The 13541-nt window shown below is 71.0% G+C and carries 13 protein-coding genes; 2 read left to right on the top strand and 11 right to left on the bottom strand.

Translation table 11 applies throughout. The annotated features are described in order from the left end of the window. The first annotated feature begins 5 nt into the window (after positions 1–5). Together metG and VKZ50_17820 are read left to right on the top strand one after the other, a co-directional pair. Positions 6–1946 (top strand): methionine--tRNA ligase, encoded by a 1941-nt coding sequence (metG, locus tag VKZ50_17825; protein ID HLJ61586.1) that lies wholly within the window; start codon positions 6–8, stop codon positions 1944–1946. 154 nt (positions 1947–2100) lie between these two features. Further along, positions 2101–2517, top strand: coding sequence for a hypothetical protein (locus tag VKZ50_17820; GenBank protein HLJ61585.1), 417 nt, complete (start codon positions 2101–2103; stop codon positions 2515–2517). A 181-nt stretch (positions 2518–2698) separates the two neighbouring features. Here the strand turns inward: VKZ50_17820 and VKZ50_17815 are convergent, their stop codons facing one another. The 11 genes from VKZ50_17815 to VKZ50_17765 form a co-directional block, all read right to left on the bottom strand. After that, on the bottom strand, positions 2699–4162 hold the full coding sequence (locus VKZ50_17815) for a serine hydrolase (GenBank protein ID HLJ61584.1): 1464 nt from the start codon (positions 4160–4162) through the stop codon (positions 2699–2701). 342 nt (positions 4163–4504) lie between these two features. Continuing rightward, on the bottom strand, positions 4505–5815 hold the full coding sequence (locus VKZ50_17810; protein HLJ61583.1) for a CapA family protein: 1311 nt from the start codon (positions 5813–5815) through the stop codon (positions 4505–4507). A gap of 43 nt (positions 5816–5858) precedes the next feature. Continuing rightward, positions 5859–6317, bottom strand: coding sequence for a DUF192 domain-containing protein (locus tag VKZ50_17805; protein HLJ61582.1), 459 nt, complete (start codon positions 6315–6317; stop codon positions 5859–5861). Beyond that, a complete protein-coding gene (locus VKZ50_17800) occupies positions 6317–7222 on the bottom strand; it encodes a type II secretion system F family protein (GenBank protein HLJ61581.1) in 906 nt (301 codons plus the stop codon). The genes VKZ50_17805 and VKZ50_17800 overlap by 1 nt, the downstream gene beginning before the upstream one ends. Further along, positions 7219–8139: a type II secretion system F family protein gene (locus tag VKZ50_17795; protein HLJ61580.1), complete on the bottom strand. Its 921-nt coding sequence runs from the start codon at positions 8137–8139 to the stop codon at positions 7219–7221. The genes VKZ50_17800 and VKZ50_17795 overlap by 4 nt, the downstream gene beginning before the upstream one ends. Further along, complete coding sequence (locus VKZ50_17790) at positions 8136–9410, bottom strand: CpaF family protein (GenBank protein HLJ61579.1); 1275 nt, start codon at positions 9408–9410, stop codon at positions 8136–8138. Before VKZ50_17790 ends, VKZ50_17795 begins: the two co-directional genes overlap by 4 nt. After that, a complete protein-coding gene (locus VKZ50_17785) occupies positions 9403–10581 on the bottom strand; it encodes a hypothetical protein (GenBank protein HLJ61578.1) in 1179 nt (392 codons plus the stop codon). Before VKZ50_17785 ends, VKZ50_17790 begins: the two co-directional genes overlap by 8 nt. Positions 10582–10584: 3 nt before the next feature. Further along, a complete protein-coding gene (locus VKZ50_17780; protein HLJ61577.1) occupies positions 10585–11532 on the bottom strand; it encodes a pilus assembly protein TadG-related protein in 948 nt (315 codons plus the stop codon). Next, the gene (locus VKZ50_17775) at positions 11529–12572 is read right to left on the bottom strand and encodes an RcpC/CpaB family pilus assembly protein (protein HLJ61576.1); all 1044 of its coding nucleotides are present in this window, start codon (positions 12570–12572) and stop codon (positions 11529–11531) included. Before VKZ50_17775 ends, VKZ50_17780 begins: the two co-directional genes overlap by 4 nt. Beyond that, positions 12556–13278, bottom strand: coding sequence for a TadE family protein (locus tag VKZ50_17770; protein ID HLJ61575.1), 723 nt, complete (start codon positions 13276–13278; stop codon positions 12556–12558). The genes VKZ50_17775 and VKZ50_17770 overlap by 17 nt, the downstream gene beginning before the upstream one ends. Before the next feature lie 14 nt (positions 13279–13292). Then, positions 13293–13535: a hypothetical protein gene (locus VKZ50_17765; protein HLJ61574.1), complete on the bottom strand. Its 243-nt coding sequence runs from the start codon at positions 13533–13535 to the stop codon at positions 13293–13295. Positions 13536–13541: the final 6 nt, after the last annotated feature.

Here is a 13541-nt window from a genome sequence, read left to right as displayed (position 1 = left end):
GAACGATGAAGACCTACTACATCACGACGCCGATCTACTACGTGAACGGCGACCCGCACATCGGGCACGCCTACACGACGATCGCGGCCGACGTTGCGGCACGCTTCAAGCGCCTGAGCGGCTACGACGTGTTCTTCCTGACCGGCACCGATGAGCACGGCATCAACATCGCCCGAGTCGCCGAGCGGAACGGGGTGTCCCCGCAGGCGTGGGCCGACCGGATCGCGGACGAGTTCCGGCGCCTGTGGCAGGTGCTCAACATCTCGAACGACGATTTCATCCGGACGACCGAGCCCCGCCACCGCAAGGTCGTCCAGCACATCTTCGAACGCCTCTTCAAACAGGGCGATATCTATCTCGGCACCTACGAGGGCTGGTACTGCCCCTCCTGCGAGAGCTTCTACCCGGAGAACGAGCTGGGGCCGGACCATACGTGTCCGGTGCATACCGGTCTCACGCTCGAGTGGACCGCCGAGGAATCGTATCTGCTCCGCCTGTCGACGTACCGGGACTGGTTGCTCCAACACATCGAGACCCATCCCCACGCCGTCGCCCCGGACAGCTCGCGGAACGAAGTGCTCGCGCTGCTCCGCGCGGGACTCAAGGACATCGCCGTGAGCCGCACCACGTTTACGTGGGGCATCCCCGTGCCGTTTGATCCGAAGCACGTCGTCTACGTCTGGATCGACGCGCTGACGAACTACATCACCGCCGCCGGGGTGCTCGACGACCCGGAGCGATTCCGTCGCTACTGGCCCGCGGACGTCCATCTCGTGGGCAAGGAGATCGTGCGCTTCCATGCCGTGATCTGGCCGATCGTCCTGCACGCCGCGGGGATCGCCGTGCCGAAGCAAACGTTCGCCAACGGCTGGCTGACGCTCGGCGGCAAGAAGTTCAGCAAGTCGCTCGGCACCGTGATCGACCCGGCGGCCCTGTCCCGCGAGATCGCCGAGGAATCCGGCGCGGAGTTCGGGGTTGCGGTGGACGCGCTGCGATACTTCCTCCTGCGGGAGATCCCGTTCGGCGCCGACGGCGACTTCAGCAAGCCGGCGCTGATCCACCGGTTCAATGCGGATCTCGCCAACGACTACGGCAACCTGCTGAACCGGTCGCTGCCCATCCTCGAGCGGCACTTCGAGGGGCGCGTGCCGCCGCGCGGTCCCGAGGAAGGCGGGGACGCGGCGCTGCGCGAGGTCGCCGCCGCGGTCGCGACCGCGGTGGAACCGGCGATCGATCGCCTCGACTTCCGGAATGCGCTCGAAGAGATCTGGCGAATCCTGTCGGCGGGGAACAAATACCTTGACGAGGAAGCGCCGTGGCGGTCGATCCAGGCGGGCCGGTTGGATCGCGCGGGGACGGTCTTGTACAATACGCTGGAAGCCGTGCGCGTCGCGACCGTGCTCCTCTCGCCGTGGCTCCCGACCGCGGCCGCGCGGGCGTGGGAGCAGCTCGGCCTTGATGCGCCGCTTTCTTCGCAGCGGCTGCCGGACGCGGTACGCTGGGGCGGACTGCCCGTCGGCACGCGGACCCGCCCGGGCAGGCCGATCTTTCCGCGGATCGAAACCCGTCCGGCGCCCGGGAGCCGGGGCGCGGCGCGGACGGCCAAAGGAGGCACACCGGTGGGAACGATCTCGATCGACGAGTTCAAGAAGGTCGAGCTGCGGGTCGCCGAGGTCTTGGAAGCGAAGCGGGTGGCCGGCGCCGACAAGATCCTCGAGCTGCGCATCAAGATCGGCGACGAGACGCGCTCCCTCGCTGCGGGGATCGCCCAGCACTACGCGCCCGAGGCCCTGGTCGGCCGCAAGATCGTCGTCGTCGCCAACCTCGAACCGCGGCGCGTCCGCGGGGTCGAGTCGCAGGGCATGCTTCTCGCCGCGAGCCACGACGGCCGCGTCGTGCTGCTGGGCGTGGACGGCGACGTCCCGAGCGGATCACCCGTATCGTGACGGCACCTGCGGCGCGCAAGGACCGCGGTGCCCGCGGATCCCTCGTGGAACATTGCGTGAGGGGACCAAGGATTCGCATCGTTTGAGCGAATTCTTAGGGTGGGCCAGCAGCTAAGACAGCACCGCGGTGCGGTGCCAAAGGGGGGACGAGTCGATGCAGTCGATCCGCAGGAGCGCCGGGGTTCCCGCCGTCTTGCTTGCCGTCGCGGTGATGCTGGGAGCGGCCTTGCCCGCGCTCGCCGACGCGCGGGACATCTCGGTCGGCGGCATCTTCATTTGTCGAATCACGCACGACGCCCCAGGATACACGTCGTACGAGCGCGCCACTCAGATCAACCAGCGCATCACGGAGGTCCTGAGCGCCCCGCGGTTCCGGCAGGGCGGCAACGTCGTCGTCCGCCAGGCCGGCGCCGCCGCCACGATCTCGGTGGGGGACGTTCTCGTGTTCACCGTCATGCCGGCCGATGCCCAGGACACGGGCATGGGGACGGTCGACCTTGCGAAGTACTGGGCCAAGCTCCTCGCGAAGGGGCTCGGGCAAGCGCTGCCGGGGTCGGGATTCTACTTCTAATAGTAGGCGGGACTCCACCCTGTGATCGTCGCGGGCTGATAGACGGCGTCTCGCGCCGCCGCGACCCTGTGCGACTCGATCGCGGGGCCGGGGGCGGGGTCCGTCCCCCCGCCGGCCAGGACCCGATGAACCGGCGGGCGTCGCTGTCAGGAGCGCGCAGAGGCGGAGGGGCACCGCCGGCCTACGATTTGGCGGCGACGCGCTCGAACAGCCCGTTGTCCACGTCCGAGAACGCGTCCATCATGACCCCCATCACCTTGCCGTCCTGGCCGAACACGAACCGCGCGAATCCTGAGTCACCGGCGAACGCATCGACGAGCGGCCAGGACACGAGAAAGGCGTCGCGGTCCCAGGGCGCCAGGAGCATACGGGCGGGCCTCGGCCCGACGGAGAACGAGAGCCCGCTGCCGCTCGTGGCCACCGTGGCGCGTCCGTACACGGTGTTGCGGAACGTCCCCGCATACTGCTCGAGCGAGAGCGGCGGGGCCGGCGGTTGCGGCCGTGCACCCACAGCCTTGCGGCGGGCCTCGACCCCCTGTTCGTACTTGCGATACATGAGCGCACTCCAGTCGCTTCGCGGGTTGCCGAAGTAGAGGTCGTGCAGCTCGAACACCAGCGCCTCGGCCAGCGGCACCTCGCCGCGATTGGTCAAAATGACGACCCCGAGGTCGCCGCCGTGGTTGAGCCCGACCGCGGCGCGCATGAAGTTCGTGTCCCCGTTGTGCCAGACGATCGGCAGCGGGCGCGCGCTGGTGAACAGCCACCCTTCGCGGTAGAACGACTTGGCCTCCGACATCGAGGTGCCGGCCGCGTCGGTCGACGGCGGAAGCGCCGTCCGCGGGGCGTGGACGACGTCCATGTTCGCCTCGCCGACCAACCGCGTCTGTCCGAACCGTCCGCGCGCGAGGTGGAGGCGCACCCAGTTCGCCATGTCCAATACGGTCGAGTTGACGCCGCCCGCCGGCGCGTACGTGTACACCCAGCCGAGGAACGGATAGTCCATCGCCAGCGGACGCACCTGGCCGTCGAGAACCCGGTGACCGTGCGTCGCGTCCGCGGCCTGTTGAAACGGACCGAGCCCAGTCGAACTGGCGGCCATTCCAAGGGGCGTGAAGATGCGGCGGCGCACGTTCTCCTCCCAGCTCGTGCCGGTCAGCCGCTCGATGATCGCGCTCGCGACGAGGAACAGGTTGTTCACGTAGCCGAACTCGCTGCGGAAGCTCGAAACCGGGCGCATCTCGCGGATCTGCCTGCGGATGTAGGCCGCGTCGAATCCGATGAGCGCCATGAGATCGCCGGCATACGGCGCCATCCCGCTGTGCTGCACCATGAGGTCCTGGATCATGAACTCCCGCGTGACCCACGCATCGTACATCGCAAACTCCGGGTCGTGGTCGATCACGCGGTCGGTCCACTTGAGCTTCCCCTGGTCGACGAGCATCGCCACGAGCGTCGACGTGAACGCCTTGGACGTGGATCCGATTTGAAACAGCGTGTGCGTGTGCACCGGCACCGACGCCCCGAGCTGTTTCACACCGAATCCCTTAGCGTACACGACCGCGTCGTCGTGCACGACCGCGATCGCCATGCCCGGTACACTCCACTGGACACGCGCCCGCTCGGCGTAGGTCTCGAACTCTTTCAACACAGCGTCGAGGGGCGGCGCCCCCGACGGCGCCGGCCGGTGCGAGTGCTGCGCCGGCCGTCACCGCCGCCGCGGCGGCCGTTGCCGATCCGAGGAGTTGTCGACGGGAGAGCGCGATCGGACGATGACGACGTTCCGTGCACTACCCCCTTCTCGGATCGGCATCGCGGCGGCGAGCGCACGGCTCAGCGTTCGAACGCCGACCTGCACACACCTCATCTGACAGAACCGCGGTCCGGTGGTCTGCGCCAACAACCTCCCCGACCAGCGCACCGCGAGGGAGCGCGCGCAGGGTCAGGTCAGGTCAAGATGACGCCGGCGCGCGCGTCATGCCGCATCGGATCACGCAATGCGCACATCGCCTACCTGCCCGTCGACCGTGATCTCGGTCCCGAAGGCGTGCGAGAGCGCCGCGAACCGATCCAGGATCTCCCCGGCGAGCGCTGCGGAGGCCAACCGCGGGGTGCCGCGGTCCGGCCAGCGCATGCCAAAGCCGAGGGACACCGGATGGAGACGAATCTGCCGCAGCACGCGGTCCTCGAACACGCACAGGGGGAGCACGGCTTCCCAGTACCGGCGGTCCGCGGCGAAACTCTGCGAGCCGTCCTTGGACAACTCGCGGAACAGCTCCGGCGCGGACCGACTCGGATCCACCCGGAGCGTCTCGTAGTCGTCGGCGGGGATCCGCTCGAGGTATTCGTGCTGGAAGATGAAGTTGCCGAGGGAATAGAAGATCGGCTTTCCTTTATAGAGCTCCAGCCCGCGTAGCAGGTGCGGACCGTGACCGAGCACCATGTCAGCCCCGGCGTCGACGCAGGCGCGGGCAAACGTCGTGATGAACTGCGCCGGCAGCCAGCGTTCGGTCCCCTCCTCGTGCGCGTGGATGCTGACCAGTGTCAAATCCGAGACCTCGGTCGCCGCCTGTACCGAGCGCGTGTTGCCGAGGAGATCGCCCTCGTGCGGCTCCGTGCGCACGCCAAATTCCTCGCCCACGATGAACGAGCGGTCCGCGAACGAGAACTCGCCCTCGCGCTTCGGCGGGTGTCCAAACCCCATCCAGATGCGCCATTGTCGCTGCCGCTCGACTCCCGTCCGCTCGGCGATGCGCTGGATGGCGTCCATGTGCGCCTGATCGACGACGTACAGGGTATCGAAGCGCTGCGGGTTGAGCCCGGGGCGGCCCGGAGCGTCCGGGCGCTGCGCCCCGCCGCGCTGTCCAGGCGCAAAGGTGGATGCGCAGGCGACCAGCCCGATCCGACCCCTCGGCGTCTCGAGGAACGCGGGCATCCTCGCCTCCGCCAGGTTCCGCCCGGCGCCGGCGCAGACGAAGTCCATCTGCCGCAGCGCCTCGACGGTCCGCAGGCACCCCTCCTCGCCGTAGTTGAGCGTGTGGTTGTTGGCGAACGCAGTCAGGTTGAACCCCATGCGCATCAGGTCCCGGGCCACGTCGGGCGTCGCGGACAGGTTCATTCCCCCGCTCTCGACGACCGGCGTTCCCCGATACCCGCTCAAGACCATCTCCATGTTGGTGAATCTCGCATCGGCGGATTGGATGAGACGGAGCATATCGGCAAACGGCGGATCGTCGTAGACCGGCATCCGCCGCGTGATGAGTGAATCGCCGGTGGCCGTCACCGCTATCCGCTTGGGCATCGCAGCCTCCTTCACACAACCGGGTTGGGTATCGCCGGTTGGTTCAAACTGCCTCGCGCCCACCCCTTTTCTCCGGCGAGCGATCGGTGCGACACCAACCGGGAGACCCCGAGATCGCTCCGTGAACGAGATGCAAATGATCACCCGGGCGCACTCCGGCGGCGCCGCCCGCCGGCAGCTCACACGTCACGGCCGCGCCGGCGGCCCGCACCACTCGACCCGGCCGCACGTCGGTGACCACCCGCACGACGGTCCCGTCGCGCGCACAGAACACCACGTCGATCGTGCATCGCATGCCGACGGTGTGCACCCACGCGCACGGAACAAGCCAGAGCGCATCGCCCGCGGCGGCGCGCCGGCCGATCCATCCGCGGACCCGACTCCAGCAGGTGCTCGCCACGTCACACCGGCCGGCGAGCGTTCGACCGGACTCTCGATGCGCGACCGCAGCGCGTCGCGGGCCGACCGGCCGTGATCCGGCCGCGTGAAGCCGGTGGCGCATCAGTGGAGAACCCCGCCGGGGCCGAGCAGCTTGAGCGCGACCGGTCCGAGTCCGACGATGAACACCTGGGGGAACACGCAGACCACGAGCGGGACCACGAGCCTCACGGCGAGACCGCGCGCCGATTCTTCCGCCCGCCGGAGCATCAGCCGCCGCAGGTGCGACGCCTGCGCCTCCAGGGCGTCGGCGAGCGGAGAGCCCAGACGCACGCTCTGCGCCAGGGTCGCCGCCACCACCGCGAGCGCGTCGCCGGGATAGCGCCGCACCATCTCGGCCATCCCCTCCTCCGGCGTTCGGCCCAGCGCCAGGTCGGTGAGGTACGCGTGGAACGCCGTAGTCGCAACGCCCCGTCCGCTCCCCGCGTACTCGGCGACCGCGGCCGGCAGGCTCAGGCCCGCGCGCAGCCCGATGACCAGCATATCCAGCGCGCCCGGCAGCTCGCGCTCGAACTCGCGGATCCGGAAGGCGCCTCGCCGCCGCACCCACAGGCCGGGTTGAAGATAGCCGATCCCCCACCCGAACGCGCCCCACGCCCAATCTGGACCCGGCGCGCCGCTCAGGTGGACGATCGCCGGCGCGGCGAGCGCCAGGGCCGCCCCCGAGGCCAGCGCGAGCGCGACGAGGGTCTCCGGCGCCCATTCGAGCGCGGCCCGCGCCAAATAGTCCGCCGCGCGCCGCCGGCGCGCCTGAGAGGTCAAACGCCGAAGCGCCAGGACGGCTCGTGTGCCGGCGGGCTGTCCAACCCTGCGCCACAGGGACGGAGCGCGACGCTCCGTCGGCCGCCTGTCAGACAGGTAGCGTCGCAGACGCCGGAGGGCTGGCGAGGACGGCTCCTCCCCGCGGGCCGCCGCCCAGAGCAGCGCATCCAGGGCCCCAAGGCCCCAGACGTCCCACCAGCCGGTCACCGCGTCGCACCCCGGATCATCGCCCGAATGGTGTACCAGCCGACGAGCTGCAGCGCCGCCGCCAGCGCCAGCAGAGCTCGGCCGGCGCGGGAGGCGAAGAGCCCGTCCATCGCCGCGGGGTCCAGCAGCATCATCGCGGCGGCCACGCCGAAGGGAAACAGCGTCAGAACGGTCGCGGTGCCCCGTGCGTGCGCGGTGACGGCGCGAACTTCCTGAAGAAACGCCAGTTGCTCGCGCACGGCCTGGGACTGCCGGGACAGGCACTCGGCCAAGTTCCCGCCGCTGCGGTCGGCCACGAGAATCGCCGTGACGACCGCGCCGAGCGACGGACTGGGCACGCGTCGCCGCAGCCTCGCGAGCGCCTCGGACAGTGAAGCCCCGAGCGCGATCTCCTCCGACACCCTGGCGCATTCCGTCCGCAGGGGAGCCGGCAGCCGCCGCGCGATCTCCGCGACGCCCTCCGCCGCCGATCGGTGGCCGCGCAACTGGCCCACCAGGAGATCCAGCGCGGCGGGGAGCTGCAGGTCGAGGCGACGACATCGCCGGTCGCGCGCCGCACCGAGCGCGAGCCACGTGATGCCGGGACAGAGCACGAACGCCGCGGCGCAGGCCCCGGGGCCGCCGAACGCCGCGGCGGCTCCGCCCGCGGCCGCGGTACCGGCGGCCGCGGCGAGCAGCGCTTCCGACACCGAAAACGGCACCCCGGCTTCGCGCAGACGCTGCTCAATGAGCGCCCCGATCTGGATCCGAACGAGCCGACGGTCGACCCGCCGCAGGACGCCGCCTGCCCGGCGCGATCGGACCGGTCGGCGCGCGACGTGGCGCTCGAGCCGGCATGCCGCCACGGAGGCCCCGCGCCGCGCCGTCACCTCGCACACGATCAACGCCACGGCCGCCGCGACCGCGAGCGCGGTCACGGGACGCCCGGCCGCGCGAGCGGTGGAGCCGCGGAGAATCCCGGCACCGGAACGCCGGCGCGCCGGAGCCGCTCGCAGAGACGCGAAGGGATCCCCATCCACGCAAACGCCGCCTGGGCGCGGTCGAAGCGGAAGAGCGTCTGCGTCTGCACGGCGTCGCCGCCCAACCCGACCACCTCGGCGATCTCGGCCACGACGCGCCGCCCGTCCGGGAGGCGCTCCAGGTGCACGATCACCTCGACCGCCGCGGAGGTCAACCGGCGCACGATGTCGCCCGGGAGACCGGAGCTCCATCGCGCCAGCACCTCGAGGCGGTCCAAAGCCTGCACCGGGCTGCTCGCGTGGAGCGTGCTCATGCTCCCGGCGTGTCCGGTGCTCATCGCCTGCAGCATGTCGAGCGCTTCCCCGCCGCGCACTTCGCCCACGATGATCCGATCGGGGTTTTGCCTGAGCGCGTTGCGGAGCAGGTGGGTCTGCGTGATCTCGCCCTTGCCCTCCACGTTGGCCGGGCGCGTTTCCCACCGAATCCAGTTCACAACCGGCAGGCGGAGCTCGGCGGCCTCCTCGATCGTCAGCACCCGTTCTGCGGCGGGAATCGACGCCGCGCACGCGTTCATCATGCTCGTCTTGCCCGCGCCGGTGCCGCCCGTGAACAACAGATTCGCGCGGTGGCGCACCGCGGTGATGAGGTAGCCGGCCATCGGCGCACTCAACGTGGCCGCATCGATGAGCATGTCCAGCGTGATCGGCGACGCCGGGAACAACCGGATCGCAAGACACGGCCCGCTCACCGCAACCGGCGGCAGCGCAGCGTGGGTCCGAAACCCCTGCGGCATGCGGGCGTCCACCATCGGGGTCGTGGCATCAACCCGGCGCCCCGCGAGGTCCGCGATGCGGGCGATGATATAGCACAGGTGCGCCTCGTCTCGGAAGCGGATCGGGCTCTCCGTCTTGATTCCATGACGCTGCACGTAGACGAGGTCGTACCGGTTGACCATGATATCCGTGATGTGCGGATCGCGCAGCAGCGGCTCCAGAGGCCCGAATCCGACGATATCGTCGCAGAGCTCGGCCACGATCCGTGCGGTCTCGGCCTCCCCGAGGAGCGGATAGTCCCGAAGGTAGCCGGCGAGCGTCTCCTCGAGGTAGCCCCGCACCACCGCCCGGTCCTGCCCGGCCAGTGCGTGCTTCTCCACGTCCGCGAGCAGTCGGTCGTGCAGCGCCGCACGAATCTCCCCGCCGCGTGCATGGCGCTCCGCCGGACTAGCCATCGCCCGGCCCGCCCGCCGCCACGCCGCCGTCGCCCAGCGCGTTCCTGAGGCTGTCGCGGCGCCGCGCGACGATCACCTGCGCCAGTCGGCGGACCGCCGCGCACCACGGATGTTGCGGATCCGTCACGAGGACGAGCTCTCCGCGATCGAGACGCGCACGCATGGGCTCCGCGTACGGCAGCACCGCGGCAAACGGCCGGCCCAACGCGCCCGCCGCTTGGTCGGCTCCGTACGACGCGTCGCGGCCCAAACGGTTGAGCACCAGCGTCGGAGGCGCGCCGCCTCCTCCCTCGGCCGCCAGCATGTCGGCGAGCCGGCGAAGGTTGCGTAACGCGGGCAAGTCGAGCGTCGTCACCGCCAACGTGAGCGCTGCCCGGCGCAGCAGCAACCGCTGCGCGGGCAGCACGGGCCGGCCCACGTCCACGACCACGAACGACGAGATCGCCGTGCACGCGTCGAGCACGGCCGGGACGACGCCCTCCATCTCCGCCGGATCCTCCGGATCGGCCCACAACGTGAGCACGGAGAACCCCGCGGCGTGCGGCGTGGCGGAGTGACGCAGGACGCGCGGTTCGATCGGAAGCCGCTGGCGTACCAGCCAGGTGACGGTCCCGCCGGGGTCGAGGTCACCGGCGACGCCCAACGTGCCGCACGGAGGGGCGTCGGCGTCCACCGCCATCACCGCACCGTGCGTCGAAAGCGCCGCGGCGAGGTTCAGCGTGAGGACGGTGCACCCCGCGCCGCCTTTTCCCGACGCCACCGCGATGGACATGCCCCGAAGTCGACCGGAGACGCCGGTTTCTTCCACCAGCGCTTCGCGCACCGCGTCCGCGCACGCCTCCGCGTCGAGCGGGAGCGGAAGCACATCCCGCACCCCGGCGCGAACAAGCTCGCGCACGGCGTCGAACGGCAGCGTCGCGGCGAACACGAACACCCGAGTCTGCGGATAGGCGGCCGCGATCTGAGCGAGCGCGATACGCTCACGCCGCGGTTCGGGCAGGTCCACGAGAAGACACGCCGCGGCGTTCAACGCCACGAGCTCGAGCGCGTGCGGAAGCGACCCCGCGTGCTCGACGCGGCCCACGTCCGCCAGGCTTCGCGCGAGAGCCTCCCTCCCCGCGGGATCCCTGTGGTGCACCACGATGGACCGCGGGATCGCCCCATTCGTCATCCGTCACCACGCTCCGCCGTCGCCCGAGCCGTCGTCCGAACCCGCGCCAGAGGAATCTCCCCCACCGTCACCCGGATTGCCGTCCGACGCGGCGGATGCTCCTGCGTCCGCCTGCTGTTGCGATTGCATCTCCCCCAGTCCCAGCCCCGCCGTGAAGTCGCCAGCGTACGGCCCAGGGTCGGCCGGCGTGACGCCCATGCGGTCGAGTGCGGCCGCCGCCGAGGCCGCATCACCGGCCACGATCGCGTCGCAGTTGCATGCGGCGGGGGCGTCGACCGCCCCGATGCCGGCGCTCGCGTCCGACTGCGTGGAGGGACCCGCTGGGGTCGATGCCGTCCCAGGCGCGGTGCCGCGGTCGCCGCCAGCGGACCGCGCAGGCGGAAGGGCACCCGCGGAGCCCGCGCCCCAGCCGGTGAAGAACGCGGGCGCGGGGCCGTTCACCTCTGACCCGATCGGCGCGCCGGCGGTGGGCGCGATGGTCCGCCCGCTCCACAGCGCGATGTCTGCACGGGCCACGACCGTCCACGAGCGAATGCCCAGGGCTCCGAGAAAGAAGGTCGGCACCGGTGTCTCCGCGGTCATCGTGAGCCGACCGCCGGACGGCATGGCGGTCGTGACGGTGGCTCGCGAGAGCCCCTCGGAGGCGAGCTCTTGGCGTGCGACCACGAGTGCTTCGGCAATGGCACCCTGCTCAATTCCGCCGGGGGCAGCACCCGAGGTATCGTCCGTCTGTGCGCTCCATCGCTGCGCCGAGAGGACACCATCGTCGAGCGAGTGCTGCAGCATGGACCGTACGACGTACCCGTTGCGCACGTCCACCGCGGCGCCGGTGAAACTCAACAGCACCGGCAACAGCGTCGCCACGAGAAGCAGCACACCGCCGTGCTCGCCTGCATCACAACGCCCGCGCGGCCGCGCCGGATGCGATCGCAAGCGCCCGGTCGCGCTCATGGCGCACCTCCGTCCCACGCGGGGACGCCTCCCGCGGGGCGCCCCCCATCGCCCGCACGGGGTACGGGTTCGCCGATGCGCACGTCACCTTCGATCACATCCACGACCCAGACGGGCGCGCTCACCCCCTGCGGGCGCGGCGGCGCTGTGGCAGAAGCTGCCGCCGGCCCGCGGTGGCGAACCGCGGCGCCGCGGGCCGGCGCCGTCCCGACGAAGGTGGGCACCGGCGGCCCGCTGGTACCGCCGCGCGACGCGCCGAGGTACGGAAACAGGCGCAGCGTCCCGGGAACGGCTTCGCCCGGGGCGTCGGCCGGCGCCGGGTGCGCGGCGACAAAGATGCGTCCGAACGCCTGCGCGAGCACAATCTCTCGCTCGCGATCGCGGGGCACGGCGATCTCGACGTCCACCGATGCGCTCCCCTGTCCGACCGGTACCGCGACGGCGAGGCGCTCGGGCCCAGGCGCGGCATGGTCCCGGGCGGCGGCGACCCGCAGCACGATGCCCGTGGTCAGCGGCGTCACGAAGCCCTCCCCCCGCTCCGGATCGAAGGCACCGATCAGGTCGACGCGACTGCCGGGGACGAGTTCGCCGCCGAACGTCGCCGCCGGGGGCACGACGAGGGTCAGCGCGCGCATGCCGGGCGGCACGCGCGCCCCGATGCCGTAGTAGCGGAGCGCGGGGACCACGTCGCGGCCTGTGACCGCTTCTCCGCGGGCGATCTCGCGGACGACCACGTGCCTGACCAGATCCGTCACTTGCGCGGGTCGGGCGCCCGACTCGGCGGTTCCGAACGACTGGGGAACGGCGCGGAGATCGCTCGCCCTGAGCACGTGCCCGGGTCGAAGAAGACGCCGCGCCACGAACGTGGGCACCGCGGCGGTCCGCGTGAGAGGGCGCCGGTGAACGTGCGCGACCGCAGACGCGATCACCAGCAACAGCACCGCCACGGCGGTCGAGCGAAGCCACCGCCGACGCCGGGCGAGGAACTGGAGCGCGAGCGGCCCGAGGGCCATGACCCGTCCGTTAGTTCCGGTCGCCACCGTTTCCACCCCCGTTTGGTTGCTGCTGAAGAAGCGCCTGCCACAGGGAGTAGTAGTAACTCGCAGTCTGCGACCAGTAGGCGGCCTGGGCGCCGGCCTGCTGATCCGCGGCGGTCAATGCGGCGATCTCGGACTGCTGCCCCTGCACCTGCCCGGCCTCTGCCTGGTAGGCGGAGGTGAGCGACGCCACCTGAGCCTGGAGGGTCGCGATCTGCGTTTGCTGCGCTGCGACCTCGTCCGCCTGCCCCCACCACGGCGGCGGCAGTTCCTCGATCGTGCCGGCTGCCTCCGCAGTGAGTCGCCGCCCGTTGAGCAGGGGCGCGAACCAGGGCGTCAGCGACGTGATCGGATATGCCACCGACACCACGATGGTGCGCATCCTCCCGGCGCAGGCCGGTTCGAGATACTCGAGCGCGACGTCCATCACCGCCGGGTCGAGACGCGGCGCCGCTCCGCGGGCGGCGGCAGACGCGGTGGCCTGGTCGGACGCCGGCGGGGCGCCGTCGCAGTGGCCGGTGCCCGCCTCCTGGATGGCGACCGCACGACCGGCGGCCTGAGCGGCCGCCGCGACCATACCGGCTTCGTGCACCGCCCATCCCCCGTCGATCACCGCGCTCGCGACCGCCAGCAGGATCGGCAGCACAAGCACGAGCTCGATGAGCGCCTGGCCGCGCGCGCCGCGATCCTGTGCGCGATCCCGCCGCATCGGCCCACGTGTCCTCAGTATTGCGAGAGCGTCGAGGAGATCGCCGAAAACAGGTCGTTCAGGCTCTTGGAGAGCGCCGTCAACACGGCCACCGCGCCCACGATCAGAATGCCGCCGATGAGCGCGTACTCGATCATCCCCTGGCCGGCCTGGCCGGCCCATCTCCGCCGGGGCGACGCCGCCTGGGCCGCCGGAGGCACGGAGCGCCTCACCTGGCCGCCGCCTCGGCGGCGGGCGCACCACCACGTCGTTTGCATGCGGGA

This window comes from bacterium (assembly GCA_035295165.1).
GTDB lineage: Bacteria > Sysuimicrobiota > Sysuimicrobiia > Sysuimicrobiales > Segetimicrobiaceae > JAJPIA01.
This window is presented reverse-complemented; position numbering and strand designations above follow the sequence as displayed.

Coding starts and splice junctions, on each gene's coding strand:
- metG (HLJ61586.1), top strand. CDS start 6: ATGAAGACCTACTACATCACGACGCCGATCTACTACGTGAACGGCGAC.
- VKZ50_17820 (HLJ61585.1), top strand. CDS start 2,101: ATGCAGTCGATCCGCAGGAGCGCCGGGGTTCCCGCCGTCTTGCTTGCC.
- VKZ50_17810 (HLJ61583.1), bottom strand. CDS start 5,815: ATGCCCAAGCGGATAGCGGTGACGGCCACCGGCGATTCACTCATCACG.
- VKZ50_17805 (HLJ61582.1), bottom strand. CDS start 6,317: ATGCGCCACCGGCTTCACGCGGCCGGATCACGGCCGGTCGGCCCGCGA.
- VKZ50_17790 (HLJ61579.1), bottom strand. CDS start 9,410: ATGGCTAGTCCGGCGGAGCGCCATGCACGCGGCGGGGAGATTCGTGCG.
- VKZ50_17785 (HLJ61578.1), bottom strand. CDS start 10,581: ATGACGAATGGGGCGATCCCGCGGTCCATCGTGGTGCACCACAGGGAT.
- VKZ50_17780 (HLJ61577.1), bottom strand. CDS start 11,532: ATGAGCGCGACCGGGCGCTTGCGATCGCATCCGGCGCGGCCGCGCGGG.
- VKZ50_17770 (HLJ61575.1), bottom strand. CDS start 13,278: ATGCGGCGGGATCGCGCACAGGATCGCGGCGCGCGCGGCCAGGCGCTC.
- VKZ50_17765 (HLJ61574.1), bottom strand. CDS start 13,535: ATGCAAACGACGTGGTGGTGCGCCCGCCGCCGAGGCGGCGGCCAGGTG.